This window comes from Azotosporobacter soli (assembly GCF_030542965.1).
Classification (GTDB): Bacteria; Bacillota; Negativicutes; order SG130; family SG130; genus Azotosporobacter; species Azotosporobacter soli.
Genome location: NZ_JAUAOA010000003.1, coordinates 186,547 through 212,206 on the forward strand (window position 1 = coordinate 186,547; position 25,660 = coordinate 212,206).

Sequence of the window (25,660 nt, forward strand, 5' to 3'; positions counted from 1 at the left end):
TCAGCTACGTACAGCACTCTTATATTATGTCTATAGAATAACAAAAAAATATCCAGATTCGGTTAAGATATGATTGTCATTTCATTCAGATTGAATGTTAAAAATGGACTGGCCGGGCTCTTTTGCCCGGCAGTCCATTTTTTAGCCTAATTTTTCTCTTAAAGTGATCACATTCTCTGCGCAGACCCGGTTCCGCCCGCCTTCTTTTGCCGCATAGAGCGCTTCGTCGGCGCGTTTGGCGAACCGTTCCGGCGTATCGCCGCCTTGCCAGCGACTGACGCCGAAACTGCAAGTGACCGGAGACACTTCCGCCGCAAAGCGCCTTACCGTGGCGATGCGTAGTTGCTCGGCAAGTTCGATCGCGCCGGCCAGGTTCAGTCCTTTGCAGAGCACCGCGAATTCCTCGCCGCCCAGGCGCGCCACGATTCCTCTACTGCCGACGATTCCAAGCATCACTTCCGACAAGGCGATCAAGACCCGATCGCCTACGTCATGGCCGAACGAATCGTTGATGCGTTTAAAATAGTCTACGTCCAAAAAGATCAGCGACGTTTCCTCGCCTTCACTTTGGCAGACCTGTTCCATCGCCTGATTGAACTTAGATCGGTTGTAAAGCCCGGTCAACGGATCGGTCACCGCCAGCCTTGTCACAACTTTGACGCGTTCCACCAGCTTCCGGTTCACTTCCTGCAATTTTTGCCGTTCTGCAATCCGTCGGCTGAACATCGCCATCAAGACGAAGGCGAGGCTAATGCCGCCCAAATGAGTGGTGTGATGGTGCCACGGCACCAAATGCCACTGCAGGCCCGCCATATCATAGGCAACGAGAATCGGCAATATCATCAGGCCGCGCAACAGCCAGTGCGCTTCGTTATTGCCCTGCCGCATCGCCAACACCAGGCTGGTCATCCAAAACACGATCCCAGCCAGCGTCAAAAGCAGGTAATAATCAAGCGCATCGCGCAGCATTCCCGGCTGGAAACATTCGCCGACCGCTACCGCGAGTGCATAGAGCGCCAGCAGCAAACGACAAAACTTAATCCAATAACGGCAGCTTGGCTCGACATAGTCCTGCATCATCGAACCGAAAACAATCGGCATCGCATACGTGCATGCGAGGATCAGATACATCCAAAGCGGCGGATCATTCCAGAGAAAGACGCTGAACGGACTTTCACCAACCGCCCACAATCCAAGCAACGAAAAAAACAGCGCCGTGCGCAGATAGATTGATTCTCTGACCAACAGCCAAGAGGTCAGCATCATCAGCATCATGATCACGCCGATACCGGCCGATAACAGATAGTCGATATGATTGCGGATCAAGCGCGCATAAAGTTCGCGCTCCGGTGCAACCTGAAGATCCGACAGGATCAATCGGTTGCGCGGAAAATTATTATAGACCCGTAACAGCACTTCACGTCCTCCGGCCGATCGCGGCAAGTCGATCATGTGCCAGGTAGAGCCGAGCAAATCGCTCTTCGGCAAGAGATTGCCGTAACGATAAATCTCCTTGCCTCCCAGATACGCTTCCACTTCATGATCCCGCGTACTAAAGAAGAGGTCATATTCAGCCTCGCCCAACTGCGGAATCGGTATCTTCAGCCAATAATATTCGCTTTCGATGCGTATTGGCGTTTTGATGTCATAGTTTTGCCAAACCGTATCCGTCTGCCATTCGCCGCGCTCGTTTTTCCACAAGTCGCCCGAATGGATCTGCCAACTTCCGGCCGCCTGAGCGGATACAGCTGCAAGCAGCAGACAAAAGAACAGCAAGCCGTTCACTGCATGCCTTGCACCTTTTTTCACTCATCCACCCCCGTTTCGCACTTATCACTCTACAAACTTACACATCCAGGCCACGTTCGTCAATCTTATTTAACTTTTAAAAGCTAAAGAAAGAGGCTGCCGCAAAAGTGGAATTTATCCATCCACTTTGCAACAGCCTCTTGGCGCGCATTTGCTATTCTTTCACCATCCACCATTGGCGGACGTAGACGTTAAAGCCGTTCTCCGTCAACAGTTTCCCCATGCTGGTGCGTTCGCCGCCGGAAAAATTCAGCGCCAATAAGCGCGGCGCTCCCGCGCCGTCAGCCAATGTACGCAGCAGCAGACTACGCAAGATTTGCGTTTTCCGGTCATGCCCCGGCAACGCCTGACACTGGTATACATTCAAGGCCTGCAAACAACCTTGCCTGTCCCATTGTCGCCGATACAACGCGTAGCCGACCAATTGTCCGTCTTCTTCCGCCAACCAGATTTCTGCGTCCTTGATATGCGACCAATGGCTCTGCCAGGGAAGTTCTTCGTCGTACCAGGAGAGAATCGCCAAATCGCGCGGCGATCCGCGCCGCAACGTGATGCCGCTCGGCAACGCCTGTGCATCGCTTTGCCAAGGCGTCTTGCGCTCCCAGCAGATCAGCTCCGCCCGCCGTTCATAACCGACAGCCTGGTATAATTTGAACGCCCGTTCATTTTCCTGAATCACTTCCAGCGTAGCGCGGGCCACGCCTTCGTCTTCATAAATCTGCAGCGCTTCCAAAAGCAGTTTGCGCCCCACGCCCTGACTGCGCCAGGAAGGCAGAACCGCAGTACCGCCATTCCAAGCGGTCTTGCAACCTGCGATTTCCTCAATTCCATTGAGCAGCAAGCCGGCTCCTTCGTTCTTGCTGAGCGCGACCAGAGAATGATCCGGCGATAAATGCTCTCCCGATAAGCGGTCGACAAAAGCTGCCGTACTGAGTCGAATCGGCACGAAATAATCCTGAAAACCATGGTTCCACGCTTGTACCGCCACCTGCAGGCTGCAGTCGCTTAACCGCTGTAACTTCAACATTGTTTCCAGCCTCCTTCTCTCTGCTTCTTTACTGGAAGTAATCGAACATCTGACCGAAATCAATTCCGGCAATGCTGCGATTCTGATAGAGCCGGTACAGTTTTTCCGAGCCGTCGCGCAAATGGCGCGAGGTAATGCCATGCGCCATCGAAAGTCGCGCCTCAATATAGGCGGCGAGATGGTCGCAGCCTTTCAATAGTTGGCCGTCGATCGGCGAAAATTCATCGCGATTATAGAGCTGATCCACCTCTTCCCCTTTTACCTTTTCGACAACGCCGTCGCGCTGAATCTTGTTGGCGAATTCGTCTTCGATGAAGTAAAGCAGCTGCGCATGCCATGCGACCGGCAGGAGCGGCAGCACCTTTTCCTGAATTTGCCGGTTTTCTATCTCCTTGATCAATTCTTCCAACCCGGCAACCGAACGCTTGACCGGCGATACGATGTCGCGCGTCAGCACTTCCGGCAAGTCATGAAACAGTCCCGCAAAGAAGTTGTTGCACAGCCGTTGATCGCAGGCGCCGATTTCCACCGACAGCAGATAGGCAAGCATCGCAACAACCAGCATATGCCCCATCACCGAAGTTTCCGGCACGCGCGGCGATTGCGCCCAGCGCTGCTGAAAACGAAGTTGTCCGACCAAGTTGATGAAATGGTTTGTTTTTTTCCCCAGACCTGCTTTGCGTACGCCGAGCAAGTCATAATATTCTTCAATCTCATTTTCAATGCGCGCCTTCGTTTCTTCCAGGCCGAAGATGTTCGCGTTCAAATTATGGATGATCTGAAATTCCCAATCGGTCGCCAAATAGTGCGCCGCCTTCAATAGTTTCTTTTCCTGGCGGCAATACTGCGGATCATCAAAATACGTTTTGAATTTACTGCTGAATTCTTCACCCAGGCATTCGAGCTGCGGCTGCAGTTGTTCCATGATCCATTCGTTCAAACGCGCGCCGTGCCTTGCCATCAGTTCGTGCGCCACCGACGGTTTGATGTCGGTCAGGACGATGCGATGAAAAAACTCGAAGATGCCGCCTTCGATCAAGCCGCGCCAATCGACCGGCATTTGCCGTTCCTCTTCTTCGAACTTGGCCAGCATATAGGCAATGATCATCTTGTGTCCCTGTTTGTCCATTTCGGTAAAGCCTTTGGGCCGAATATGATCGTTCCAGCGCTGCATATGCGCGCTTTCATAGATCAGCTCTAGTAATGGTTTTCTCAGCATGCCGCCTGTTCTCCCCTCTATCGCATCGCAGTTCTTCTTATCTTTCTTGTTCGCTGTTCTCCCGTCTATCCCTGCCATATTTTACAAAACTATCTCCAATCCTTTTCTTTTCGCCTTAGCGTAAGCCAATAAGCGCAGCGCGACCATGCGCACTTCGTTGCTGCGTACGCGCTGCGCGCCTTCGTCGAGCAGCGCAAGAAGCGGCTCCAGCCACGTTTGCGGCAGACCGCACTGCGGATCGGCGACAAATTGCCTGACCTTGGTCTCCTGGCAGATGCTGCGCCAGATCGCTTCTTCCTCGACCCAGCCATTACTCGACCTTAATACCAGGAGCGGTTTACCGGCGATCAGCGCCTCGCTGACCGTCGACCAGCCGCATTTTGTCACGACAGCGTCGCAGGCAGCCAGATAATGTTGCGTATCGAGCGCTTCTTGCGGCACGGGAAATACATTCGCCAGATCCGGCACACGGATGCCGCGCGTATACAAAAAATCGACGTCAGCCGGAAGCGGCATACCTTCGAGTTCGAGCGCACCGCCAATGCTCAGGAAAAGCAAAGGACGACCTGGCCGTTTATATTTTTTACGCAATTCTCGAATCCGTTCTTCACACAGCGGTCGGCAGATCAAACCAACTTCGCGCCTTACTCCAATCGGACTGGCTGCGCCGGTAGAAAGCGCATATTCAAGTTGCAGCGTGGCCTTCTCATATTGCTCGCGCAGCGGCAGCAACTCTTTCTCCGAACAAAAGCCGCGACATATCTCATACCAGGTGAAATTTGAAAGCGCAATTCCTGCTCTGCCGATTTTCGCAGCTACGCTGAACGCTTCAGGGACGATGTCGGAAACAACCAGATCATACTTCTGATCGACGTCTGCGATTTCTCTTGCCGCCGAATCCGTCAGAGCGGCGACCCAGTTCAACGTTTCCCGGCGCGTCGCCTCTATGTTCACCGCCCAGGCTGCCTGATCAAAGACGATGGAAAAACTCGAAGTGAATAAGCGCCACTCGATGCGTGAAGCATAAGCCTGCAGATAGCTCTCAGCAAAACGCTGATGCTGCGCCTGCCCCTTCAGCACGACCTGCAGCGTCTGATCCTCTTTCAGCATCGCTTCCAATACGGCGAGCGAACGGGTCAGGTGACCAAAGCCAAATGGCGATATATAATAGAGTAGTTTCATTCTTCTGCTCTTTCCTTTCTCCGGGCATGCAAAACTGCTCCGCTTCGTTGTTTAGTTTAGATTCGTCATTTTAGGCGCTCTTCCTGCCCGAGTCAAGCTTACGGATTGCCCGGATTGCCATTCGATGATAGAGTATAGATAGATACGTCACCCGGTATTGCCCGGGAAATATACGGACCGGCTCAGGCGCACCTGCAGTCCGAGTCTGACAGCGGAGGTCAGCACTATGGTACATTCTCTTGAAATTTCCGAATCGCACGCTTCAACCTGCCTGAACAAAGCAAGACAGGCCTTTCGTCTGCATCAGCGCGAAACCGCCTGCCATTGGTATACGGAAGCAGACCTGCACCGTCGGCCCGATGCCACATTGCAGGATTTGGCCGATTTTCTCGTTGTAGCCACCGAGTACCGGCCCGATTTGGCCCGTAAAATAGCGCGCCTGCTTCTGACGCAAGACCAACCCCTGCCCGCCGTTTATGTCCAGGATATTTTTTGCTGCGCTTTGTTCCTGCCCGACCCAGAGCTCGAGGAGCTGGCCATCGAACACGTCTTGGCCGGCCCTTTAACGCCGCACCTTTGTCTGCGCGTTGCCGATATGTACTTCGACTATTCCTCCAACCGGCGCGAACAGGCCAAAGCGCTCCTTTGGGTCAACCGGGCCGCGACGGCCGAACCGCTCGACTTCAACGACTGGGCAGCTAAGACGCATGCTCTCTACGTATTGGTCGAAGACAATGAGCGTGCCGCGCAGGTCATTCTTTCCTGTGCAGAAAAGACCATCGCTTTGGCCAGTCAGGCTCCCGCCATCGACCCGACCGCGCTCGACGATTTGCTGGAAGCCTTCGACTACATCACCGCCGGACCGGCACTCGCCAAAAAATTATACGAACAAGTCCTGCTCAACGAGAAACTTCCTTTGCCGGACAAGCATCGCATCCGCCAGGATCAAAAAGAAATCATTCAGGAGTTCGATTTATGACGCACCTTTCATACTGTCGACAAAACGAAATCAAGTGGGATGTTTTTTACACGAAGAGTTGAAGAAGCGAAGCGGGCCGATAGTATCGGCCCGCTTCGCTTCTTCGTGTTATCGTTTCCTTTAATCCTTCTATTCACTCCTGTTATCGTATGCTGTTTTTTCAATTGTCAGCACGCTGAAAAAAAAGACGTTTGCATATTTTGCAAACGTCGCTTATTTTTAATTGCACTCTTCCAGTTTCATTTCGATTTCGCCGCGTAAATTGCGGCAGATGACCAAGCGTTGGTCTTTGGCGATCGTTTCCGGTTTAATGTCAAAATGAATGCGATTTGTGGCCGTATCCCAAATCATGGGGCGTCCTGCCATCATCGTCTCTATATTGTTCATCGTCTCGCCCCCTGTTATAAAGAATGTATTGTCATTTTCCCATATTTTAGCGGCGCATTCAATTGCCCTAAGTCCTGTTGCTCTAGTCCGCCAGTCCTATTTCTTACAAAGAAAAAGTTTGAAAACCTTTTGGGGCGTCGTGGCCTTGTCGCCTCTGGCTCTCTTTCCTTCAAGACAGTCGCCTTCGGATATGATATAGTAAAAATAACCCCTTCTGCCGTAAGTGAATGGCGAAGGACATTACAACTAAGAGGTGATACCATGAAAGCAGCCTTGTTGGTTATCGATCTGCAAAAAGCTTTTTTCCTGCACAGTCCCGAAACCGCGCACTCCTTGAATCAGGCGATCGTGGTGACCAATGCCGCAATTGAGTTGTTCCGGCAAAAGAATCTCCCTGTCATCTGCATTCAGCATATCAATCCGGCCAGCGGCGTGACGCCGGACAGCGAAGGCTTCGCTTTGCCGGAACATTTAAATGTGCAGCCCGAAGATCTTCACATCCACAAAACCTACGGCAACGCCTTCAATAAGACTACGCTGCTTGAAGAACTGCGCCGGCAAAATATCGACACCCTGATCCTGACCGGCTACTGCGCGGAATATTGCGTCCTTTCGACGTACCGCGGCGCGCTTGATCTGGACTTGGCGCCGATCTTACTGCGCGGCGCGATCGCCAGCCGTGCACCGCAAAACATTCCGTTCGTGGAAAACGTCAACGACATCATTTCGCTCGGCGCATTGAAGCACCTGCTGCGCTAAACGGAATAAAATGAAGAGCTGTCTCAATAACGGCGTTTTAATCGCCTGCTTGAGACAGCTTTTTTATTGATCTAAGGCCAGATAAAGTTTTCCGTGCAAATACGTCACAGCTTCGCCCTCAAGCGCCACTTGTCCGTTTAGCATTTCGCAAGATAGCTCGCCGCCCCGTTCGGAGAGCTGGCGGGCACGCAGTTTCCTCAACCCCAATCGCTTCGCCCAGTACGGTGCCAGGCTGCAATGCGCAGAGCCGGTCACCGGATCTTCCGGCACGCTACAATTCGTCGCGAAGTAACGCGACACGAAATCCACGTCGTTTCCCTCTCCCGCTGCGGTCACGATGATGCCCGGCGCATCAATCCGGTTGAGGCGCTGAAAGTCGGGCTGCAGAGCGCGCACGGCCGCTTCGTTTTCCAAAACCAAGAGGTATTCTTTCGCCTTATACACCGCAAACGGCAGCGCAATACCCAGCGCCTCCGCGAGCCCCGCCGGCAGCGCGCATACGTCCGGCTCGCGCAAAGGAAGAAGCATGCGCAATCGCTCGCCGGATCTTGTCACGCTCAGCACGCCGCTTAACGTCTTGAAACGAAGCGTCGTTTCCTGCACCTTTTTGTGGCGAAACAGGACATGGGCAGCTGCCAGCGTCGCATGGCCGCATAGGTCGATTTCCTCTTCCGGCGTGAACCAGCGCAGGCGGTAACCGTCTCGCTCCGTTAGCACAAACGCAGTTTCGGCCAGATTGTTTTCGCTTGCGATTTTCTGCATGATTCGCTCCGGCAATGCTTCTTCCAACAGACATATCGCCGCCGGATTCCCCTGAAAGAGGCGGCTGGCAAAGGCATCCACCTGAAAGATCTCCACTTCCATTCTTCTCGCTCCCTTTACTCCTCGCCTTCGCCGGAAAACTTCAGATACTCGATTTTGAAATTGGCGTTGGCCAGCATTTCCGGCCAGCTTTTCACCATCTTATAAACATTATATTTCTTGTCCGGTGACAGGCTCTCCCAGCGGACCAGGTCGGGATCGGTCTTCTTCTCCCAATCCATCGCCTCTCCCTTTTTCCAACCGTTGGCCTTCTTATAGCGCAGCCAGTAAGAGTGTTCATACGCGGCGAGAATATCCATCTCGCTTTCGGTGAACTCGATGGCAGGCGGCTTCTCTTTCACCGAGACGACATCATAATTAATGCGCAATAGCGCGTCGGGAATATGTTTGGCCTGCTCGCGCGCGAACAGCTTCGGTTCTTCATCCAGTTCATCCCACACTTTGGTCAGCGCGCTTGAAACGTAAGGATTGCGTTCGTTCAGGCTGCGATACAGTTCATGGATCGCCATCGAGAGGCTCTCTATTTTCTCACTGTAGAACGTGTCATGCATCAGATGGCGCAAGAACGCCTCTTCATCGACATGAAGCTTCAACTGTTCTTTCGAAGGCAGGAACGATTGTTCCCATTTCTTCGCACCCACTAAGAGGCTCATATCGAGAATCGCTTCCATCGACCGCGATTCATGCTTGTAACGCGGAATCTTGAGCAGCGCACGCAGGACGCCGGTGTCGATCTGCGCCTCACCGTTGAAGATCAGATGCGGTACTTTTTTCTCAAGCAGAGAACGCAGCAGCATCGCGCGGCGGATGATGAACAGCTGGTCATAGCGCGGCTCGGTCTGGTTCGGTCCGAGGATATTGACGTAACCGCGCAGACGACTGAGAAAATCCGGCCCCTTGGCGCTTTTGAACTCAGCGGCAAAACTCTTCTTTTCTTCCGCTTCGCTGATTTCCTCGCCGCAAAAATTCTTGATCGTATTACTGGTTCCGCCGGCAAAGACAAAGATAGCCTTGCCGATCGAATGCAGCGAATCGCCTTCGCGAAATACGCCATCTTGCATCGGCGCTAGAAAATATTTCAGCCAGCCGAGCGTTCCTTCGAATGCGGAATCAAACTCATCAAAGAAGACCAGCGGGATTTTTCCCTCTAGCGAAAGATCGCGCACCTTGTGAAACGCATTGATCAGTTCGAGCGGACTGCGAAACTGCGACAGATTAAAATTCAAGCGTTCGATCAGCATCGGCGCAATGCTGCCGGCGACCTGCGTCACACCGAAGGATTTTCCCGACCCCGGCGTGCCGAAGACCGCAATTGAGAGCGGCCGCGTCGTATTGGCGGTGGAAATGTATTCGCACAGCAAATTTTTAATGCTCCGATAGCTTTCGATTTCGGTCCGGTCGACCGTCTGCAATTTGCCGAACTGCGCAATCGGAATATAGCGCAGCGACTGCTGCACGCCTTTCTTGACGATATTGTAGGCGATTTCCGCCAGATTGGTCGAACTCTTTTCTTTCAAGATATACCAGTAATGATCCGTGTTGTCCGCTTGCCGGATCGCGACGTCCTGTACATGCTCCTTGCAGATGAAATCGTCAGCCGCCTCGCTAAAGATTTCACTCTTAGGAAATGACGCCGGTTCCATCCCGTCGCCAAACCCTGCCACGAAATATTTTTGCGCCGCAACGATGCCTTCACGGATGCCTTCGCCGATCGAAAGGGAAAGTTCCTCCACGTTCGACCCCGCCGTGATGCAGCGGGCAATCCCGGCCACAAAGCAGGACGTATACCCCGACATCATGCCCTGGTCATCGGCAAAAGAGCCGCCCTCAAACTCGTAGGGCAGAAAGTAAAGGTGCGATTCCACGCTGCCGGCTTCATTCTTATAGTAAATCGCACCTTCCATGCCGAACAGGACGATCAAATGGCGGCAATTCGCCAAAAAAGTAAGATTGGGGCTGTTGTTGATCTGCCAGACAAAATCCTGCGCCGTACGTTCCCAGGACAAACCCTTGCTGATATTCACGCCCTTCGAACGCAAATCCTCGCTGTTGATGATCACGATCGTATTGTTGATATGCTTGCCTTCGATCCTTCTCCATAAGGCGTTGGCATTGTTCGGATTGCTCATCTTGTACAGGATGAGCGGCTCCCTGTCCGTCGTCTTTATCGCCAGCGGCCAGAACTCTTCCTTCGCGTTGAAGCCGTTATTCTCATCGTCGATGATCACCATATCGGCATCAGCGGTATCGTTTAAAATCGGCAGCAGCTTGATCGCGCCATTTGCCGGTCCGGCAAAGCCGAGCAACTGCTTGAGCCGGTATGTCTGGCCGCGCTTTTCCTGTCCGGCTGCGTTCGAAAAACGTTCGATCTCGCCGACCGCCTGAAGAAATTCTTTGGCCGACGCCGCATCCAATTCCGGTTCCTGCGGCCCGATCACTTTGCCGTTTGTCGCCGCCGCGACCAAACGCGCGAGCAGCAGCGCTTCGCCGGGCAGAAATACGCTGTGTATATTGACATGGGCCTGCCAGTTCAAGCCCTTGCTGTTTCGTTCATTCGTCCGCCAATATAAAGAATTGATGCAAATGTCGCCGGACACGACAATTTTGAATGCATTGCTTACCATGCCACCACTCCCTCTTCCATCGCCTGTAAACCTTTCTCACATGATATCATGCGCAAGAAAAGCAATCCAGTCGAATTGTGTTAAGTTTATCCGCAGGCGCAAAAAAACTGCCTCAAACAGGCCGATTTCGCTTCTGTTTGAGACAGTTCTATTCTATTATTCCGGCACCCGAACAAGAAAGCGCAGTGTCGGACCGATTTTTTCCGGCGCTTCCACCATTTCATAGCCGGCTCTGACCACTTCCTCCGGCACCGTGCCGAAACTTTGCGGACAGTCCGCCAGGATTTCCAGCACCGCTCCTTTAGGCAGCCCCTGCAGTGTTTCCAACGAAAACACGACCGGGTACGGTCAGGCCTCGCCCCGTAAATCTAAAAAAAACTTCTTATCGTTCACGCACAGCCCTCCCGACGGCTAAATTGCTTTTCTTTTGTGCTCTGACGCCAATCCGCCCAGACATATAGCGCCGCAAGGAGCAGTGCGGTGATGCCCAGCGCAAGCGGCATGCCCCATTGTTTCACCATGTCGATGCGCGAAAACGGCTCGACCAGGCTCGGATATACGATCGGATCCCACGCCAGCGTGAGCAGCGTCGCCCCGATGACATTGCCAAGGCCGACGATCCAAAATTGCAGTTGTCCCTCTACGGAACGGTACATCCAACCGGTTTCGCAGCCGCCGGCAATGACGATGCCGACGCCGAACATGACGCCGCCCAATAGGGCGTTAGGTCCGGCCCACCAAATGACATTCGGCGCCATCCCCTTGCTGAGAAAGACAGCCGTGATCAGTGTCTGCACCGCGATCCCCAAGACCAAAGCCTTAGCAACATTCGGCCGTCCAAGCAGCCAGAGATCACGGAACGCGGAGGTAAAGCAGACCTGGCCTTTTTGGATCAAAAAGCCGAAAGCAAAGCCGAACAGCGTGGCCAACGACAGATTGACCGGATAGCTGCCGCCCATATGCTGCAGCATGTAATACGCAAACAGTCCGATTCCCAGCATGCCAAAATAAGGCTGCCAGCGATAATATTCCGACTTGGCACGATCGCCGATCTGCGATACGTTCGACAGTTTCGGCTTACCTTTTACCCATGGCTGCATGCTGATCTTCAAACCCAAATACGTTCCGCCGATCGTCCCAAGCGTGAACATCCAGGCATGGACGGAAAATTGCGGAATTCCCGTAAACAGCGCCGCCAAGTTGCAGCCCATCGCCATCCGCGTACCGAAGCCCGCGATCACGCCGCCGACCAACGCCTGCACGGCCCGCCTCATTGTCGGTACCCTCAGTTTAAAATGCTGCCCTAAGAGCGCACTGCTGAACGCGCCGCCGAACATCGCGATCACCATCACGCCGTCAGGACGCGTCAGGGGACTTCCGGCAAATTTGATAAGTTTCAAATAGCCCAATTGTTCGACATTTACGCCGATCGCCTGCAGAAAATGTCCGCCCCAGCGAGTAAATTCGCCCGTCACAGCCCAGGCCACGCCGAGTGTGCCGAAATAGAGCGCACTGAGCACGCCGAGCGCCAATATCGCAAAACGCTGGCTCCAAAAACCAGTGATGATTTGCGTATAATATCGCTTTGCCAATAAGTTCATCCTGTCACCTCATCCATTATCGATTTATTCTTTTCATGCCAATAAGCTTTTCTATTATAGTACGCCGAGAAAAAACTTTCCAACAAAATAATTACTTCGCCGCCATTTCAACAGCTTCCATTTTTGTCGGCTTTTCTACGCAAAAAAAAACCGGGCCTTAGCCACGGTTTCTTTTTCTCTTCTCTTATCGCTTCGCTTTGCTGCAGCGATCCGCCAAATAGGCGATTGATTGATAGCTGAAGCCGCTTCGCTCCGCCAGACCTATTTCGCAAGTCCGGCTGTTCGAATAGCCGCTCGCGCAATCGGGCGGTAAAGCCTCCGCCAGATGCTCGAGCGCCGATTCGTTCAATTCCGGCACCTCGAAGCCCTTATCGCCGGCAAAACCGCAACAGCGAACCTTCGGCGGCACGATGACCTTAGTTGCGCAGGCATTGGCGACCGCCTTGAACTTGTCCGTCAAACCAAGCTTCGTCGCGCTACATGTCACATGCAGCGCAACCGTCTTGTCAAGCGGCGTCACGGCGAGACGCGGCAGAAGCAAGTCATGCAGCGCTTCCACCGTATCGAGAATCTTTAAGCGTTTGTCCATCACCCGCTTCATCCGGTAGACGCAGGGACTGGTATCGCAGACGACCGGAATTTTCCCGTCTTCGCTCAACGCGAGCAGCACCGTTTCCAAGCGATCGCTCAGCTGGTTCGCCGCTTCAAAATATCCTTTGCTCTCGAACGGCATGCCGCAACACAGGTCTTCAAGCTCTTTCGGCAGCAAAACCTGATAGTCGGCCTTCGCAAAGAGCGACAGCATCACCTCATGCAGCTGGCGCTGATCCAGATCCTCTTTCGCCGGCCCCATCATACGCGTCACGCAACTGGGAAAATAAATGACGCGTTCCCGCTCGTTTGCGACTTCTTGGCGCGGCGCAGGGCTCGAGCCTGCCTTAGGCATCCAGGGCGTCCATTTCGGCAGGTGACCGCCGCTCAGATTGCGCATGCCGCCAGCCAAACCGCCCAGCATCACGCCGCCGAGCAGGCTATGCGCCAGATTCGCGCCGCCCAACCCCAGCTTCGCCATACTGCTGACGCGGGAAAAATTGCCGGCGATAAATTTGGCGATCTTGCGCCCTCGCACCGTTGTCTGATCGGCGCGCAACTGTTTGGTGAAGCTGCCGGTGTTGATGCCGACCGGACAAGTCGTCTCACAGAGTCCATCCGCCGCGCAGGTAATCTCGCCAAAATACTCATAATCACTTTCCAGGCGACGACGCCTCGCTTCATCCGCACCGCTTTGCTGCAGACTGACGATTTCCCTTTGAATCGCGATGCGCTGCCGCGGCGTACTGGTCAGATTCTTCGAAGGGCAGTTCACTTCACAATAACCGCATTCGATGCACTTGTCGACGATTTCGTGCGTGCGCGGCGCCGCTTTGATATCGGCCAAATGCAGCAGCGGATTGTCTGTCAGGATGACATCCGGATTCAAAAGACGCTGCGGATCGAAAAGGTCCTTGATCCGTTTCATCAGCGCATACGCCCTAGGCCCCCACTCTAGTTCCACGAACGGCGCGACATTGCGTCCGGTTCCATGCTCCGCCTTCAGCGACCCCTGATGATCTTCCACCACCATCCGGCAGATCGCCGCCATGAATTCCTCGTAGCGTTTCAATTCTTCCTGCGTGCTGAAATCCTGGCTGAAGACGAAATGGACGTTCCCATCCAGCGCATGACCATAAATGATGCCGTCCTGATAGCCGTGCTCGTTCATCAGGCGGCGTAGCGCGAGAACCGCATCGCCGAGTCCGGCTTTGGGAAAAGCCACATCCTCGATGATCACCGTGGTTCCCGGCTTACGCATGCCGCCGACCGCCGGGAAGATGCCGGAGCGAATCTTCCAGAGCATTTCATATTCCGCCTTTTTATCGGTAAAGGAAATTGGCATCAATTTAGGGATATCGGCCAGCACCGTTTCCACCTCGCCGATCCGGCTCTGCAGCTGCTCGCGCTCTTCCGCTCGAATTTCCACCAACAGTGCGGCCGCTTCTTCAGGCAAGGTCTTCAGATGTTCCGGCATGCCCGGACGGTCTTCGACCGAACGCAAGGATACGCGGTCGATCAATTCGGCAGCGGCAACGAGCGGACGCGAAAGCTGCATCACCGCTTGGCAGGCGCTGCCAATATCAGGAAACAGCATCAGCGCCGAAGCCTTGTGCGCATGGTCGACCACGGTACGATACGTGATACGGGCAATGAACCCTAAAGTGCCTTCCGAACCGATCAGGATATGGTTGATGATATCGAACGGATCCTGATAATCGACAAAAGAATTCAAGCCGTAACCGGTCGTATTCTTGATTTTAAATTTCCGGCTGATGAATTCGCGCAGTTCCTCTTCTCTTTCGATTTCATCGCGCAAGGCGCTCAATCCTGCCAACAGTTCCGGCTTCGCCTTGCAAAACGCTTCGCGCGACGCAGGATCGCCGGTATCGAGAAAGGTCCCGTCGGCAAAGACCACCTGCAGCGATTCTATTGTCTTGTAACTGTTATCCGCCGTGCCGCAGCACATGCCGCTGGCGTTATTGGCGGCAATGCCGCCGATGACCGCATGGTTGATCGAAGCCGGGTCCGGTCCGATTTTACGGCCATAGTCTTTCAGATATTGATTCGCCTCGACGCCTAAAATTCCCGGCGCCAGCGTAATGCTTTCCCCGCCGGGCGCAATGCTGTATCCGTCCCAACCTGCCGCAGCCACCACCAGTACGGAATTGCTAAGCGCCTGTCCCGACAAACTGGTTCCCGAACCGCGAAACGTGACCGGTACGGCGCAGGCATGCGCCTGCTTCAGAACTTCAACCACTTCACTTACGTTGCGCACCTGCACCACCAGTTTCGGATTGATGCGATACAGACTGGCATCTACGCCGTACGCCAAGGTTCGGATCGGATCGGCAAAGATTCTCCCTCTGCCGACAAGCGGCTGGATCGCACTGTAAAATCTGCGATACGCTTCCGGTAAACGCGCAACATCTCTGGCATTCCATTGTAATCCCATTCGACACGCCTCCTACTCTCATTCTGCGTGGCTGCCATAACGCCTCCGCTAACCTCAGCTGCTACTTGATCGTCTTTTTCATGAAGATATGCTCCACATCCGCTTCCTGAAAGGTCTCGCCTTCCGCCTGGTAACCAAGCACTTCATAAAAGCGACGGGCGTACGTTTGCACCGCGACGCACAAGATATGAAACCCTGCCGCCCGCGCAGCCATTTCCACATAGAGCATCAGTTCGCGCCCGGCTCCGACCTTGCGATACGGCGCCAAGACTGCCAAGCGTTCGACCTTCGCGATCCGTTCACTATCATAGGGGCGAAAACGCAAGGTTCCCACAACATCGCCCGTCTGCGTCAAGATCAGCAGATGACGCGTGCCCTCCAAATAGTCGAGTTCATCCACATCCAAAGCAGCCAGAATCCGCTGTTCTTCCATGAACACCTTGCGCCGCACTAAAAACGCCAATTCCCTTTCTTCTGGGGTTCGGGCAAAGCGAATGACATGCATGAAACCACCCCGCTATTTCCTTTTATTTCAGAATCTTTCGCCACTAGTTACTCTTTCACCTGCTGCGCCAGAAAATACTCTTGTTTTGACAAATTCCTGGTATTTTGTTATATTTAATGATAGCAAAGGGGAGTAGTTAGCTAGGTACTATCAACATATTGGCGCAAGCCTGGTAGTGCCCGCATGTTTGATGCGTAATGAGACCTTTGGTGTTTTGGCACCAGAGGTCTCTTTTTATTTCCCTCTCTATATTTTATGCAGGAGGTTTTTGAAATGTTGCTTAGCTACGCGATTTTGCTCATTTCCGTCATCGTCATTTATTATAGCTGTGAATTATTCGTCAATGCCATCGAATGGGTCGGCAAGAAGATCAATGTTTCCCAGTGCGCGATTGGTACAATTCTCGCCGCGTTCGGCACCGCACTGCCGGAAAGCGTCGTCACCTTCATGGCCGTGACGTTCAACGCGACGCCGCAGCAACAGGATATCGGCGTCGGCGCTGCGCTCGGCGGGCCATTGGTGCTCGGCACGCTGGCGTATGCGGTGACCGGCTTTTGCATCCTTTTATTTCGCAAACAGCGTGATCAAGGCCTTAGTATTCAAGTGGACGGAAGAAAATTGCGCCACGATCAGCTTTGGTTCGCATTCATCTTTATCTTCAAGCTGCTGCTCGGCATAACCGTCTTTGCCTTTAAACCGCTGACCGGTTTCTTATTCCTTGCCGCTTATGCGCTTTATTTCTACAAGGAGATGCGTGCCGAATGCGACCTCAAACTGGCCGATATGACGCCGCTTACCTTTCAACCGAACCAACTCGAACCGGATACGTTCCGCGTCCTGCTGCAAACCACGCTCTCGCTGACGCTTATTTTCATCAGTTCGCATTTTTTCGTTAAAAACCTCGAGCTCTTGAGCGTCGTCTGGAACGTTTCGCCGCTTGTCGTTTCGCTGCTCCTCAGCCCGGTCGCCACCGAACTGCCGGAAATACTCAATGCAGTGATCTGGGTCCGCCAGGGTAAAGAATCTCTGGCTCTGAGCAATATCAGCGGCGCCATGATGATTCAGGCGACGGTGCCCAGCGCATTGGGTCTCTTCTTCACTCCGTGGCTGTTCGATCGCCATCTCTGGGCGGCGGGGATCATGACACTCGTCTCGATCTCCTATCTGCTCTTCACGCTAAAGCGCAACCAACTTTCACCGAAGCGTCTCTTGGTCGCCGCTTTGTTTTATCTGCTTTTCTCTCTGATCTTCTTCATCTGATCTTGCGGCGCATCCCATTGCCGCTTAAAAAGAAGAAGTGCGGTCTCAACTTGAGACCGCACTTCTTCTTTTTGCCATCTATAGCAGAACACCTTATTTCAACTTGCCAAGCACTTCTTTTACCCAGCGGCACAAATCTTCGGACGCTTTTTGCGCCGTCTCTACGACGTTGGCGTGCGAATGCTTGCCTTTTTGGATACCGGTCGCCATATTCGTGACGCAGGCAATGCCGAGCACTTGCATGCCCAGATAATTGGCCACAATCGTCTCCGGCACCGTCGACATGCCAATCGCATCGGCACCCATACCGGCATACGCTCTGATTTCGGCCGCCGTTTCATAGTAAGGCCCCGTGCAGCCGGCATAAACGCCCTCACGCCAGGCAACGCCGATTTCATCGGCCGTGGTTTTGGCCAGTGCGATCAACTCTTTCTTGTACGGCTCCGACATATCGGGGAAGCGCGGGCCGAAGCGCTCATCGTTGCGACCGATCAAAGGATTGGTTCCGAACAGATTGATGAAGTCATTGATCAGCATCAGCGTGCCCGGTGCGAAGGAAGGATTGATGCCGCCGCAGGCATTGGTGATGACGATCTGCTGTGCGCCGAGCTGCTGCATCACATAGACGGGGTAGGTAACTTCCTGCATGCTGTAACCCTCATAATAGTGAAAACGGCCCTGCATCAACACCACGTCTACGCCGTTGATCGTGCCAAACACCAACCGTCCCGCATGTCCGACCACTGTAGACTGCGGAAAATATGGGATATCCTTGTAATCGATGCCGACTTGATTCTCCACCGCGTCAACCAGGTCACCCAAACCGGAACCTAAGATGATTGCCACTTGCGGCTTATTCGCCACACGGCTCTTAATATATTCCACCGAATGCATCACTTTTTCGTACATGCCATAGCCTCCCGAAATTTTATTTTTTCACTGCACAGGTACTGCCCCGCTCTTTGCGCTGATAACCGATCATGATATTCTCCAGCCGCTCCTGCGGCCGCCGCATCCTTAGCAGCAGCAGTTCCGCAGCTTGAACGCCGGAATTGTAATAATCATAGTGAACCGTCGTCAGCGACGGGTGCACGGTCGCCGCAATATCCATGTCGTCAAGGCCTGCCACCGAAACATCCTCCGGCACCGAGCAACCCTGCTCGCGCAGATATTGAATCGCAGCCAGCGCCAAGCGGTCGGTCGCGGCAAAGACAGCCGTCGGTTTTTCACCCTCGCTTTGCCAAACCGTTTGCATCGCGCGGTAGCCGTATTGCAACGAAAAGTCACCCTGCGTCATCAAACGTTCCTCCGGCGCAACCCCATGGCGGCTCAAAGCCGCGAGATAGCCTTCACGCCGTGCCTGGTCGATGACCTTGTTATGTTGACCGACGCCCAGATAGGCGATTCGACGATGTCCGAGCGCTAATAAATATTCTACCATATCGCGCGTCCCATTAAAATCATCATATAATACCGACGGCACAGTCCCGCCCGGATCAAGTTGACTGACCAGCACCAGCGGCAAACCGCTGCGAGCAAAAAAAGTCTGATGGCGTTCTAACAAGAGCGTCGGAAAGGAGATGATGCCGTCGACCTGTTTCTTGCGAAAAACGTCAAAATAACGCAACTCTTCCTCCGGTTGGTCACGCGACGTCGCCAAGAGCAGATTGTAGCCGTTTTGATTCAGGACATGCGTGATGCCTTCAATCATTTCGGCAAAGGTATCGATGCCGATCTGCGGCACGACAACGCCGATCAGATGCGTTTGCTTCGTCACCAACTCACGCGCCAATAAGTTCGGCGCATAGCCCGTCTCTTTCAGAACTTGCTCCACCCGGGAAACCAACTGCGGACTGACCTGTTCCGGGCTGTTGATGACCCTGGAGACGGTCGCTTTGGATACGCCAGCCAGCCGTGCAATATCTTCCATTTTCATAATAAACCCTCACCTTATGTAACCGGTTTCAGAATAATCATACACTATTCCATAGGAAAATGTAAAGGCGGAGCTAAAAAAAGGGCGGACGCAAAAAGAAGAGTATTTTTGCAGCCGCCCTCGTGGTTATTCTTTTGTAGAAGTCAGTTCCAGTTCTTCAATCGGCAATGTAACGCTAAACGAAGTTCCTTTGCCCGGCAGACTGTCGACTGTAATATCGCCGCCATGCAGAAGCGCATATTCTTTGGCGATCGCAAGACCAAGGCCTGAACCGCCGGTATGGCGCGTCCGGCTTTCGTCGCCGCGGAAAAAGCGATCGAAGACATGCGGCAGGACATCGGCCGCGATGCCGCAGCCGCTGTCCGCCACCGTCACCGCAAGCGTCGCACCAGCGGCGAGACGCGCCGTCACGTCAATTGAGCCGCCGGCTGGCGTATAACGGGCCGCATTATGCAGCAGGTTCGTGAAGATTTGCATCAGTCGGTCCATATCCGCATAGAGCAGCGCTTCCTTTGCATCCTGCGGCGCTTCCACCGCAAAATGAATCTCCTTTTGCCGCGCAACTTCCGCGAACGATTCCGTCAAACGCTCCAACAAATCTCCGAGAGCGAAGATTTCCTTATGGATCGAAAGCTGCCTGTTCTCCGCCCGGCTCAGTTCATGCAAGTCCGTCACCAGACGACTCATCCGTCCGGTTTCTTCCTGCAGCGAGGCCAGCGTCTTGCTGTCCCAGGCTACAACGCCGTTTTCCAACGAATCCAGCACCGCCTGGCATACCGCCAGAGGTGTTCTGAGTTCATGCACCACGTCGGCCTGCAACTGCTGCCTAAGTTGTTTGTCCTCCTGCAGATGAGCCGCCATCCGGTTAAAGTCGGACGCCAAGTCCGCCAATTCATCGTTATTTTTCATATAGACCCGATGTTCCAGCTCGCCTCCGGCAATGCGCCGCGCCGCATCAGCCAGAACCTGGATGCGCGTCAGCAGGGAGTTGGAAAAGAGAAAGGCAATCAAAAATGCCGCCAAGGTAGCCGCCAGGACAGACCACAGATTGCGTAAAATCAGCGGCATCAAAAGATGACGCGCCAATTCGAGTACGCTGTTCTCGCGCGATACGAGACCGACTCTGCCGACTGTCTGCCCCTGGACCAGCAAAGGTTCCAAGTCCTGCGGCCGCTCATATTTTTCCGGTTTGCCGATCAAGATTTTTCCTTGCGCATCTTCCAGCCAGATCAGCCAAGAACTGTCGCCCTGAATCGTCATGTAACTGGTCGCTTCCCGGGTAAGAGCGGTCGCTCCGCGGCGCGGCAATTCGACCGTCACTTCCTTGGGCCGGACATCACGGTCTTCGATGCCAACCAGCGAAAGATGCTGCCGGTAATAATCCAGCGTGTTTTCGACAACCGCCTTCAGATAGACTTCCTGAAATCCGCCTGCGAACCGTTCGACCGATTTCTCTCCCAGATAGTAATTGATGCCGACATTCAACGCAGCGGTAATTAAGACCAGCAGCAATAAATACTTTAAAATGTGGCGGCGCAGTTTCATGTCTGCTCACCAAAGCGGTAGCCGATGCCGAAAACAGTTTGGATATATTGCGGTTTGCCCGCTTGCAGTTCAATCTTCTTGCGCAAATTGAAAATATGCGTATCAACGGTTCGCTCGTAATTTTCATACGCTTCACCCACTGCGCCTTCGAGCAGCTGTAAGCGGGTAAAGGCGCGCCCCGGTTGCTGCGCAAGCATCGTCAGCAATTTAAACTCTGTCGGCGTCAGCGCGACTTCATTGCCGCGACACACGACCTGTATCGTATCCAAATTAATCGACAGTTCGCCTTGCACGACGACGCGGAGCGGAACCGCCGCTGCGCCGCGTCTTCGCAGGATCGCCTTCACGCGCGCGACCAGTTCGCGCATGCGAAACGGCTTGACGACGTAATCATCGGCCCCTTCTTCCAAGCCCTTCAGCACTTCTTCTTCGCCGCCCAGCGCACTGACGATCAGGATCGGCAGATCGCTTTCCTGTCTCAATAGCTGACAAACTTGAATGCCTGTCAAACCGGGCAGCATCACATCAAGGATCACCAGATCCGGCTTCATCTCACGGATGACTCTGACCGCAGCAAGCCCGTCCCCGACGCCGCGCACCTCAAACCCTTCCTTGCTTAAGAACTGTTCGACATTCTCACGTAATTTATCTTCATCTTCCACGACGACAATCTTATTCATATTCCGCCCCCTTTTCTCTAGGCTTCGCTTTTTGCGGCAAAAAAACCTTTCTGCTTCCTTTTCATCCTAGCATAATTTGATTGAGATTTGATGCAGAGCTTGTCAAGATTGTGTCAATTTCTTAAACAATGTTTAACATAAGCATAATCTTTTCCCGCCCGCCGCATGCTATCGTAATAGATAAGAACACTGCGAAAGGATGGATGCCTTCATGCACCTAGCCGTTAACGCCGGTCTTCTCGTGTACCGCTGTCATTTAGGAGAAACACAGGTTCTTCTCGCTTTGCCCGTCAGCTCTTTTGCCCTGAAAAAAGATGCCGGACAATGGACAATCCCGCATGCTCCGCTGGCTGCTCAAGACGATTTATACCAAGGCGCCGTCGGCGCATTTCGCCATGCGACAGCTTCTTCGCCAGTCTTATGCAATACTACACCGTTGGGCTGGATTTGCGATCCGTGGGATGAAATCTTTTACGCCTGGTCCTGCCGCACCGATTGCAACGTCGTACCCCCTCATCCCGTCACTCGTCTGCAGCTCGAAGCAGAGCGACGTCAAAACTTTCCGGCCTTCGCAGCTCTGACTTTCTTTTCGCTGGACACCGCCGCGCAAAAAATACAGCGCGCGCAGCGCCCTTTCCTTTCCCGTCTGCGCCAGGAACTAAATAAACAAGGCAGCCTTTTCTGTGCCGCCATTTGCTGATGATATGCCAACAAGCATGTCTTTTTTTATTAAAAAGGAGGATTCTTTGATGAACAAGCACTATGTCCTCGACACCAACGTATTGCTGCATTCGCCTGAATCATTGTATTCCTTTAACGAGCACACGGTGATCATCCCTGAAGTCGTCATTGAGGAATTGGATCGCTTTAAACGGGAAAGCGGCGAGCGCGGCGCCAACAGCCGCGAAGTCAGCCGCATCCTGGATGAACTGCGCGGCTGCGGCGACTTACTGTCCGGTCTGGTTATCAACAAGCAAGGCGGACAACTACGTTTAGAAGCCAATCACACCGCCACCGCAATGCCAAGTCACTGGGAACAGGAGAAAAGTGACAACCGAATTTTACAGATTTGCAAGGGATTGCAGGAAGAAGGCAAATCGACGATTCTGGTCAGCCAGGATACCAACATGCGCGTCAAAGCCTCGATCCTTTCCCTCGTAGCCGAAGACTTTCGCCGCGACAAAGTCGCCGACATTGCTCGTCAATACACGGGCCGCGCTTTGGTTTACGCATCCGGCAAAGATATTGACCGCTTTCACCGCGATGATGTCAACATCCTCTTGCCGGAAGCCTTAACAAGCTATGATGAAACATCGGGCCGCTTGCAGCCCGCCGCGCTTGTCACCAACCAATTTCTTTTGCTCCGTTCCACCGAAAACCAGCAGCATACCGCGCTCGGGCGTTTTGACGGCGAAAAAATTGTCCATCTGCGTTATAAGACCCACACGCCGTTCGGCGTCACGCCACGCAGCGTCGGTCAGATTTTTCTGCAGGAATGCCTGATGCTCAGCGCACAAGAAGCGCCGCTCGTCATCATCAAGGGCCCCGCCGGTACCGCGAAGACATTTTATTCGCTGGGAGTCGGCCTTCATAAACACATGGACGTGCGCCCGCGCGAATATCACCATTTACTGATTTGCCGTCCGAATACCATGCTCGATGAAGGCATCGGTTTTCTGCCCGGCAGTGAGGCTGAAAAAATCGAGCCCTATATGCGCTCGGTTAAAGACAATCTATTCACGTTGCTTTCCTCTTCCAGCTGCAACGACGAACGCGATGTCGCCCAAGCAGAAGACACGGTCAACATGTTGTTTGAAAAGCGCATCATTCAGAGCGAAGCGCTGGCCTACCAACGGGGACGCTCGCTGCAAAATTACTGGGTCATGTTTGATGAGATGCAAAATTCGACGCCGCGTCAGGCCAAAGCGGTTTTGACGCGACCAGGCCTGGGCACGAAGATGATCCTGTTGGGCGATCCGGCGCAAATTGACAATCCGTTACTGGACAGTCAATCGAACGGCCTGTCCTACGCCAGCGAAAAAATGCAGGGCTCGAAGCTCTGTTTTCAAATCACCTTGCTGCCTGAAGAATGCGAGCGTTCACCGCTTGCCGCCGAAGCGGCCTTGCGGCTATAAGCAACACGCCTGACCCGCGATCAAATTCGCGGGTCTTCTTTGTCGCGTCGCAGCGGCAAGTCGATTACAAATTTCACGCCGCAGCCCGGTTCACTATATCCCTCGACCGTACCGCCAAATTCCTGTACCACGATGTTATGTAAGACATACAAACCCAATCCCATATTCCCGGCCCCACGGCATGCCGTCACGAACGGATCGAAAATCCGCGGCATTAATTCCTCGTCGATGCCGCGTCCGTCATCGGTATACGTCAGCAATAACCTATCGATCAATTGAACCGCTTTAATCTTGATTTCGCCTGACTCGCCAGGAGCATAGCCGTGAACTAAACTATTCAAAATCAGATTGCTGATCATTTGCAGGAATGCACTCGGCGAGCCATCGAGGCATAGATTCCGGTCGCACTCCAGCACGACATGCAATCTTGCTGCGGCAATGCGCTCCCGCAGGCTGATCAACGCGTCGTCGAGACATTCCTGCACCAAGAAGAGACGTCGATCCTGCGCAAACTCCTCCAGTGAAACCTGTTTAAAACTTTTCACCAGTTGACCTGCCCGTTGCAAATTATACAACAGCATACGCGCGGCTTCAGCGCTGTCATTAAGATCCTCGAACAGTTCATTGCGCTTCATTTTTCCGTTTTCTAAACGCTTTAAAAGGTTGCCGATGATTTCCTCCATATGGGAAGCCAACGTCACGCCCAGCCCAATCGGCGTGTTTAGTTCGTGCGCCACGCCAACCACAACCATTCCCAAGCCGGCCATCTTTTCCGCCTGAACCAGTTGCCCTTGCGTCTGCCGCAATTTATCCAAGGTGCCCAGTAACGCTTGATTCATCGCTTGCAGGTCTTCATTCAGCACCGTCAACTCCTGCGTGCGTTGCGCAACCTTCGTTTCCAGCCTTTCATTCGCCTCCGCCAACGCCTGTTCCGCCGCTTTTCGCGTGCTGATATCGACGAACGCCGCCAAACTCTGCTCCGTTCCCGGCAAAACAGCCACCGTGACGATCATATTTTTGCGCACGCCAGCTCGATCGCGCAGTATGAATTCATAGCTTAGCGGCGCCTGTTTGTCATTTTTGCGCCGCAGTTGATGATACTCCGCCATGCGCGCCAATTCAAACGGATCATCGACAAAAATATCCCAGCGTACCCGCCCTTCAATCTCCGCTTTCCTATAGCCGCTCAGTTTTTCAAATTCCTTATTGATTAAACTGATCCGCCGATCCTCTTCAATAAACATCAACGCCGTTCCGCTATTTTCAAAGATCGCCCGGTAGCGCTCTTCGGAAACGGCAAGAGATCGCGTCTTTTCCAGCACGGCTTCACGCAGTTTTTTCTCACGCATCATGCTTTGATTTACAATAATCATCACGCCACTGAGCAATAACAAACCTACACTCCATATCAAGGCAAGAATAAAGTAACTAATTTGCGGCGCCGTTCGCCAATCCACTTTAGCTAACCAGACATTATCGCCTACCGCAATCGCCCGCTCGACAGACAGCGAACCGGTTTCCCCACTACGCCAGAACACAGCTCCAGACGTTGTCAATAACTCAATCGTGTATTGCTCTTGCATAACCGCCAGCGCCTGCTCGACGACAAGGTCGATATTGAACACTTCCTGCGCCAAACCGACAAATTCAGTTTCACGATACAAAGGCGCACGCACAACGATTCCCTGAAAGCCCTGCAACGTCATAAATGGGTCCGACACGACCATTCGTCGCTCACGCATCGCTTTTTCGACAAAGGGAACATTCACCGCGCGACTCAGTAACGCATGATTAAGCGCCGCCTCATTTCCCTCCAGCGGATACACATAGCGGATAATCAACCGCTCATCCGCATACTCTAACGCTCCGATGGACGGGTAATTCTCCAGGGAAATCTTAGCATACCTGTTGAAGCTTTCTTGATCCGGCACCGATTCTTGCGCCAACAGAAAACCGCGTAATGCATCGACGACATTCAGTCGATTGCTGATCGTCTTGTTCAGCCTCTCTTCCACCAACTTCGCCGCTTCCTGCAGCGCAACCTGGTTTTCTTGCGCGTCTTCCTGGCGGTAGCGATAATCGGTATAAAAAATTCCGCTTAAGCCAATAATGAGCATTACAAACAGCACGCTCCAGCGTTTCAT

The 25,660-nt window shown here is 53.3% G+C and carries 21 protein-coding genes; 5 read left to right on the forward strand and 16 right to left on the reverse strand.

The window, feature by feature from the left end; genetic code table 11:
- Positions 1-141: 141 nt before the first annotated feature.
- The 4 genes from QTL79_RS04755 to QTL79_RS04770 form a co-directional block, all read right to left on the reverse strand.
- Positions 142-1,809 (reverse strand): sensor domain-containing diguanylate cyclase, encoded by a 1,668-nt coding sequence (locus QTL79_RS04755; RefSeq protein WP_346353803.1) that lies wholly within the window; start codon positions 1,807-1,809, stop codon positions 142-144.
- A gap of 154 nt (positions 1,810-1,963) precedes the next feature.
- Complete coding sequence (locus QTL79_RS04760) at positions 1,964-2,836, reverse strand: GNAT family N-acetyltransferase (RefSeq protein WP_346353804.1); 873 nt, start codon at positions 2,834-2,836, stop codon at positions 1,964-1,966.
- A 28-nt stretch (positions 2,837-2,864) separates the two neighbouring features.
- Positions 2,865-4,055 carry an HD domain-containing protein gene (locus QTL79_RS04765; RefSeq protein ID WP_346353805.1) on the reverse strand — a complete coding sequence of 397 codons (1,191 nt, stop codon included), beginning with the start codon at positions 4,053-4,055 and terminating at the stop codon, positions 2,865-2,867.
- Positions 4,056-4,136: 81 nt separating this feature from the next.
- A complete protein-coding gene (locus tag QTL79_RS04770; RefSeq protein WP_346353806.1) occupies positions 4,137-5,237 on the reverse strand; it encodes a hypothetical protein in 1,101 nt (366 codons plus the stop codon).
- A gap of 226 nt (positions 5,238-5,463) precedes the next feature.
- On the opposite strand from QTL79_RS04770, the gene QTL79_RS04775 reads away from it, so the two are divergent.
- Complete coding sequence (locus QTL79_RS04775; RefSeq protein ID WP_346353807.1) at positions 5,464-6,216, forward strand: hypothetical protein; 753 nt, start codon at positions 5,464-5,466, stop codon at positions 6,214-6,216.
- 219 nt (positions 6,217-6,435) lie between these two features.
- Here QTL79_RS04775 and QTL79_RS04780 read toward each other — a convergent pair whose 3' ends face one another.
- Positions 6,436-6,603 (reverse strand): hypothetical protein, encoded by a 168-nt coding sequence (locus QTL79_RS04780; protein ID WP_346353808.1) that lies wholly within the window; start codon positions 6,601-6,603, stop codon positions 6,436-6,438.
- A 261-nt stretch (positions 6,604-6,864) separates the two neighbouring features.
- Between QTL79_RS04780 and QTL79_RS04785 the strand changes: the two genes are divergently transcribed.
- Entirely contained in the window at positions 6,865-7,362 is a 498-nt protein-coding gene (locus tag QTL79_RS04785; RefSeq protein ID WP_346353809.1) for a cysteine hydrolase family protein, read from the forward strand.
- Positions 7,363-7,425: 63 nt separating this feature from the next.
- Here QTL79_RS04785 and QTL79_RS04790 read toward each other — a convergent pair whose 3' ends face one another.
- The 6 genes from QTL79_RS04790 to QTL79_RS04815 all read right to left on the reverse strand — a co-directional run bounded on the left by QTL79_RS04790 (position 7,426) and on the right by QTL79_RS04815 (position 15,960).
- The gene (locus QTL79_RS04790) at positions 7,426-8,226 is read right to left on the reverse strand and encodes a PhzF family phenazine biosynthesis protein (RefSeq protein ID WP_346353810.1); all 801 of its coding nucleotides are present in this window, start codon (positions 8,224-8,226) and stop codon (positions 7,426-7,428) included.
- A gap of 14 nt (positions 8,227-8,240) precedes the next feature.
- Positions 8,241-10,808: a RyR domain-containing protein gene (locus QTL79_RS04795; protein WP_346353811.1), complete on the reverse strand. Its 2,568-nt coding sequence runs from the start codon at positions 10,806-10,808 to the stop codon at positions 8,241-8,243.
- Positions 10,809-10,964: 156 nt separating this feature from the next.
- Positions 10,965-11,144, reverse strand: a complete 180-nt coding sequence (locus QTL79_RS04800; RefSeq protein ID WP_346353812.1) for a sulfurtransferase TusA family protein — start codon at positions 11,142-11,144, stop codon at positions 10,965-10,967.
- A 53-nt stretch (positions 11,145-11,197) separates the two neighbouring features.
- Positions 11,198-12,409, reverse strand: coding sequence for a selenium metabolism membrane protein YedE/FdhT (gene yedE, locus QTL79_RS04805; RefSeq protein ID WP_346353813.1), 1,212 nt, complete (start codon positions 12,407-12,409; stop codon positions 11,198-11,200).
- A gap of 184 nt (positions 12,410-12,593) precedes the next feature.
- Positions 12,594-15,455 (reverse strand): FAD-binding and (Fe-S)-binding domain-containing protein, encoded by a 2,862-nt coding sequence (locus tag QTL79_RS04810; protein WP_346353814.1) that lies wholly within the window; start codon positions 15,453-15,455, stop codon positions 12,594-12,596.
- A 61-nt stretch (positions 15,456-15,516) separates the two neighbouring features.
- Complete coding sequence (locus tag QTL79_RS04815; protein ID WP_346353815.1) at positions 15,517-15,960, reverse strand: GNAT family N-acetyltransferase; 444 nt, start codon at positions 15,958-15,960, stop codon at positions 15,517-15,519.
- Positions 15,961-16,233: 273 nt separating this feature from the next.
- On the opposite strand from QTL79_RS04815, the gene QTL79_RS04820 reads away from it, so the two are divergent.
- The gene (locus QTL79_RS04820) at positions 16,234-17,220 is read left to right on the forward strand and encodes a sodium:calcium antiporter (RefSeq protein ID WP_346353816.1); all 987 of its coding nucleotides are present in this window, start codon (positions 16,234-16,236) and stop codon (positions 17,218-17,220) included.
- 93 nt (positions 17,221-17,313) lie between these two features.
- Here QTL79_RS04820 and QTL79_RS04825 read toward each other — a convergent pair whose 3' ends face one another.
- From QTL79_RS04825 to QTL79_RS04840, 4 genes are all read right to left on the reverse strand, one after another.
- Positions 17,314-18,129 (reverse strand): purine-nucleoside phosphorylase, encoded by an 816-nt coding sequence (locus QTL79_RS04825; RefSeq protein WP_346353817.1) that lies wholly within the window; start codon positions 18,127-18,129, stop codon positions 17,314-17,316.
- A gap of 19 nt (positions 18,130-18,148) precedes the next feature.
- Complete coding sequence (locus tag QTL79_RS04830) at positions 18,149-19,156, reverse strand: LacI family DNA-binding transcriptional regulator (protein WP_346353818.1); 1,008 nt, start codon at positions 19,154-19,156, stop codon at positions 18,149-18,151.
- A 126-nt stretch (positions 19,157-19,282) separates the two neighbouring features.
- Positions 19,283-20,701, reverse strand: a complete 1,419-nt coding sequence (locus QTL79_RS04835; protein WP_346353819.1) for an ATP-binding protein — start codon at positions 20,699-20,701, stop codon at positions 19,283-19,285.
- A complete protein-coding gene (locus tag QTL79_RS04840; RefSeq protein WP_346353820.1) occupies positions 20,698-21,381 on the reverse strand; it encodes a response regulator transcription factor in 684 nt (227 codons plus the stop codon). The genes QTL79_RS04835 and QTL79_RS04840 overlap by 4 nt, the downstream gene beginning before the upstream one ends.
- A 199-nt stretch (positions 21,382-21,580) precedes the next feature.
- On the opposite strand from QTL79_RS04840, the gene QTL79_RS04845 reads away from it, so the two are divergent.
- Both QTL79_RS04845 and QTL79_RS04850 read left to right on the forward strand, forming a co-directional pair.
- Positions 21,581-22,081, forward strand: a complete 501-nt coding sequence (locus QTL79_RS04845) for a hypothetical protein (protein WP_346353821.1) — start codon at positions 21,581-21,583, stop codon at positions 22,079-22,081.
- A 49-nt stretch (positions 22,082-22,130) separates the two neighbouring features.
- Positions 22,131-23,516: a PhoH family protein gene (locus tag QTL79_RS04850; RefSeq protein ID WP_346353822.1), complete on the forward strand. Its 1,386-nt coding sequence runs from the start codon at positions 22,131-22,133 to the stop codon at positions 23,514-23,516.
- Positions 23,517-23,536: 20 nt separating this feature from the next.
- Here the strand turns inward: QTL79_RS04850 and QTL79_RS04855 are convergent, their stop codons facing one another.
- The gene (locus tag QTL79_RS04855; protein ID WP_346353823.1) at positions 23,537-25,660 is read right to left on the reverse strand and encodes an ATP-binding protein; all 2,124 of its coding nucleotides are present in this window, start codon (positions 25,658-25,660) and stop codon (positions 23,537-23,539) included.

Bases quoted from the DNA above. Each gene is read 5' to 3' on its own strand.
- QTL79_RS04845 (WP_346353821.1), top strand. From the start codon at position 21,581: ATGGATGCCTTCATGCACCTAGCCGTTAACGCCGGTCTTCTCGTGTAC.
- QTL79_RS04855 (WP_346353823.1), bottom strand. From the start codon at position 25,660: ATGAAACGCTGGAGCGTGCTGTTTGTAATGCTCATTATTGGCTTAAGC.
- QTL79_RS04820 (WP_346353816.1), top strand. From the start codon at position 16,234: ATGTTGCTTAGCTACGCGATTTTGCTCATTTCCGTCATCGTCATTTAT.
- QTL79_RS04835 (WP_346353819.1), bottom strand. From the start codon at position 20,701: ATGAAACTGCGCCGCCACATTTTAAAGTATTTATTGCTGCTGGTCTTA.
- QTL79_RS04770 (WP_346353806.1), bottom strand. From the start codon at position 5,237: ATGAAACTACTCTATTATATATCGCCATTTGGCTTTGGTCACCTGACC.
- QTL79_RS04760 (WP_346353804.1), bottom strand. From the start codon at position 2,836: ATGTTGAAGTTACAGCGGTTAAGCGACTGCAGCCTGCAGGTGGCGGTA.
- QTL79_RS04785 (WP_346353809.1), top strand. From the start codon at position 6,865: ATGAAAGCAGCCTTGTTGGTTATCGATCTGCAAAAAGCTTTTTTCCTG.
- QTL79_RS04780 (WP_346353808.1), bottom strand. From the start codon at position 6,603: ATGAACAATATAGAGACGATGATGGCAGGACGCCCCATGATTTGGGAT.
- QTL79_RS04790 (WP_346353810.1), bottom strand. From the start codon at position 8,226: ATGGAAGTGGAGATCTTTCAGGTGGATGCCTTTGCCAGCCGCCTCTTT.
- yedE (WP_346353813.1), bottom strand. From the start codon at position 12,409: ATGAACTTATTGGCAAAGCGATATTATACGCAAATCATCACTGGTTTT.
- QTL79_RS04840 (WP_346353820.1), bottom strand. From the start codon at position 21,381: ATGAATAAGATTGTCGTCGTGGAAGATGAAGATAAATTACGTGAGAAT.
- QTL79_RS04825 (WP_346353817.1), bottom strand. From the start codon at position 18,129: ATGTACGAAAAAGTGATGCATTCGGTGGAATATATTAAGAGCCGTGTG.
- QTL79_RS04830 (WP_346353818.1), bottom strand. From the start codon at position 19,156: ATGAAAATGGAAGATATTGCACGGCTGGCTGGCGTATCCAAAGCGACC.
- QTL79_RS04810 (WP_346353814.1), bottom strand. From the start codon at position 15,455: ATGGGATTACAATGGAATGCCAGAGATGTTGCGCGTTTACCGGAAGCG.
- QTL79_RS04795 (WP_346353811.1), bottom strand. From the start codon at position 10,808: ATGGTAAGCAATGCATTCAAAATTGTCGTGTCCGGCGACATTTGCATC.
- QTL79_RS04765 (WP_346353805.1), bottom strand. From the start codon at position 4,055: ATGCTGAGAAAACCATTACTAGAGCTGATCTATGAAAGCGCGCATATG.
- QTL79_RS04775 (WP_346353807.1), top strand. From the start codon at position 5,464: ATGGTACATTCTCTTGAAATTTCCGAATCGCACGCTTCAACCTGCCTG.
- QTL79_RS04815 (WP_346353815.1), bottom strand. From the start codon at position 15,960: ATGCATGTCATTCGCTTTGCCCGAACCCCAGAAGAAAGGGAATTGGCG.
- QTL79_RS04850 (WP_346353822.1), top strand. From the start codon at position 22,131: ATGAACAAGCACTATGTCCTCGACACCAACGTATTGCTGCATTCGCCT.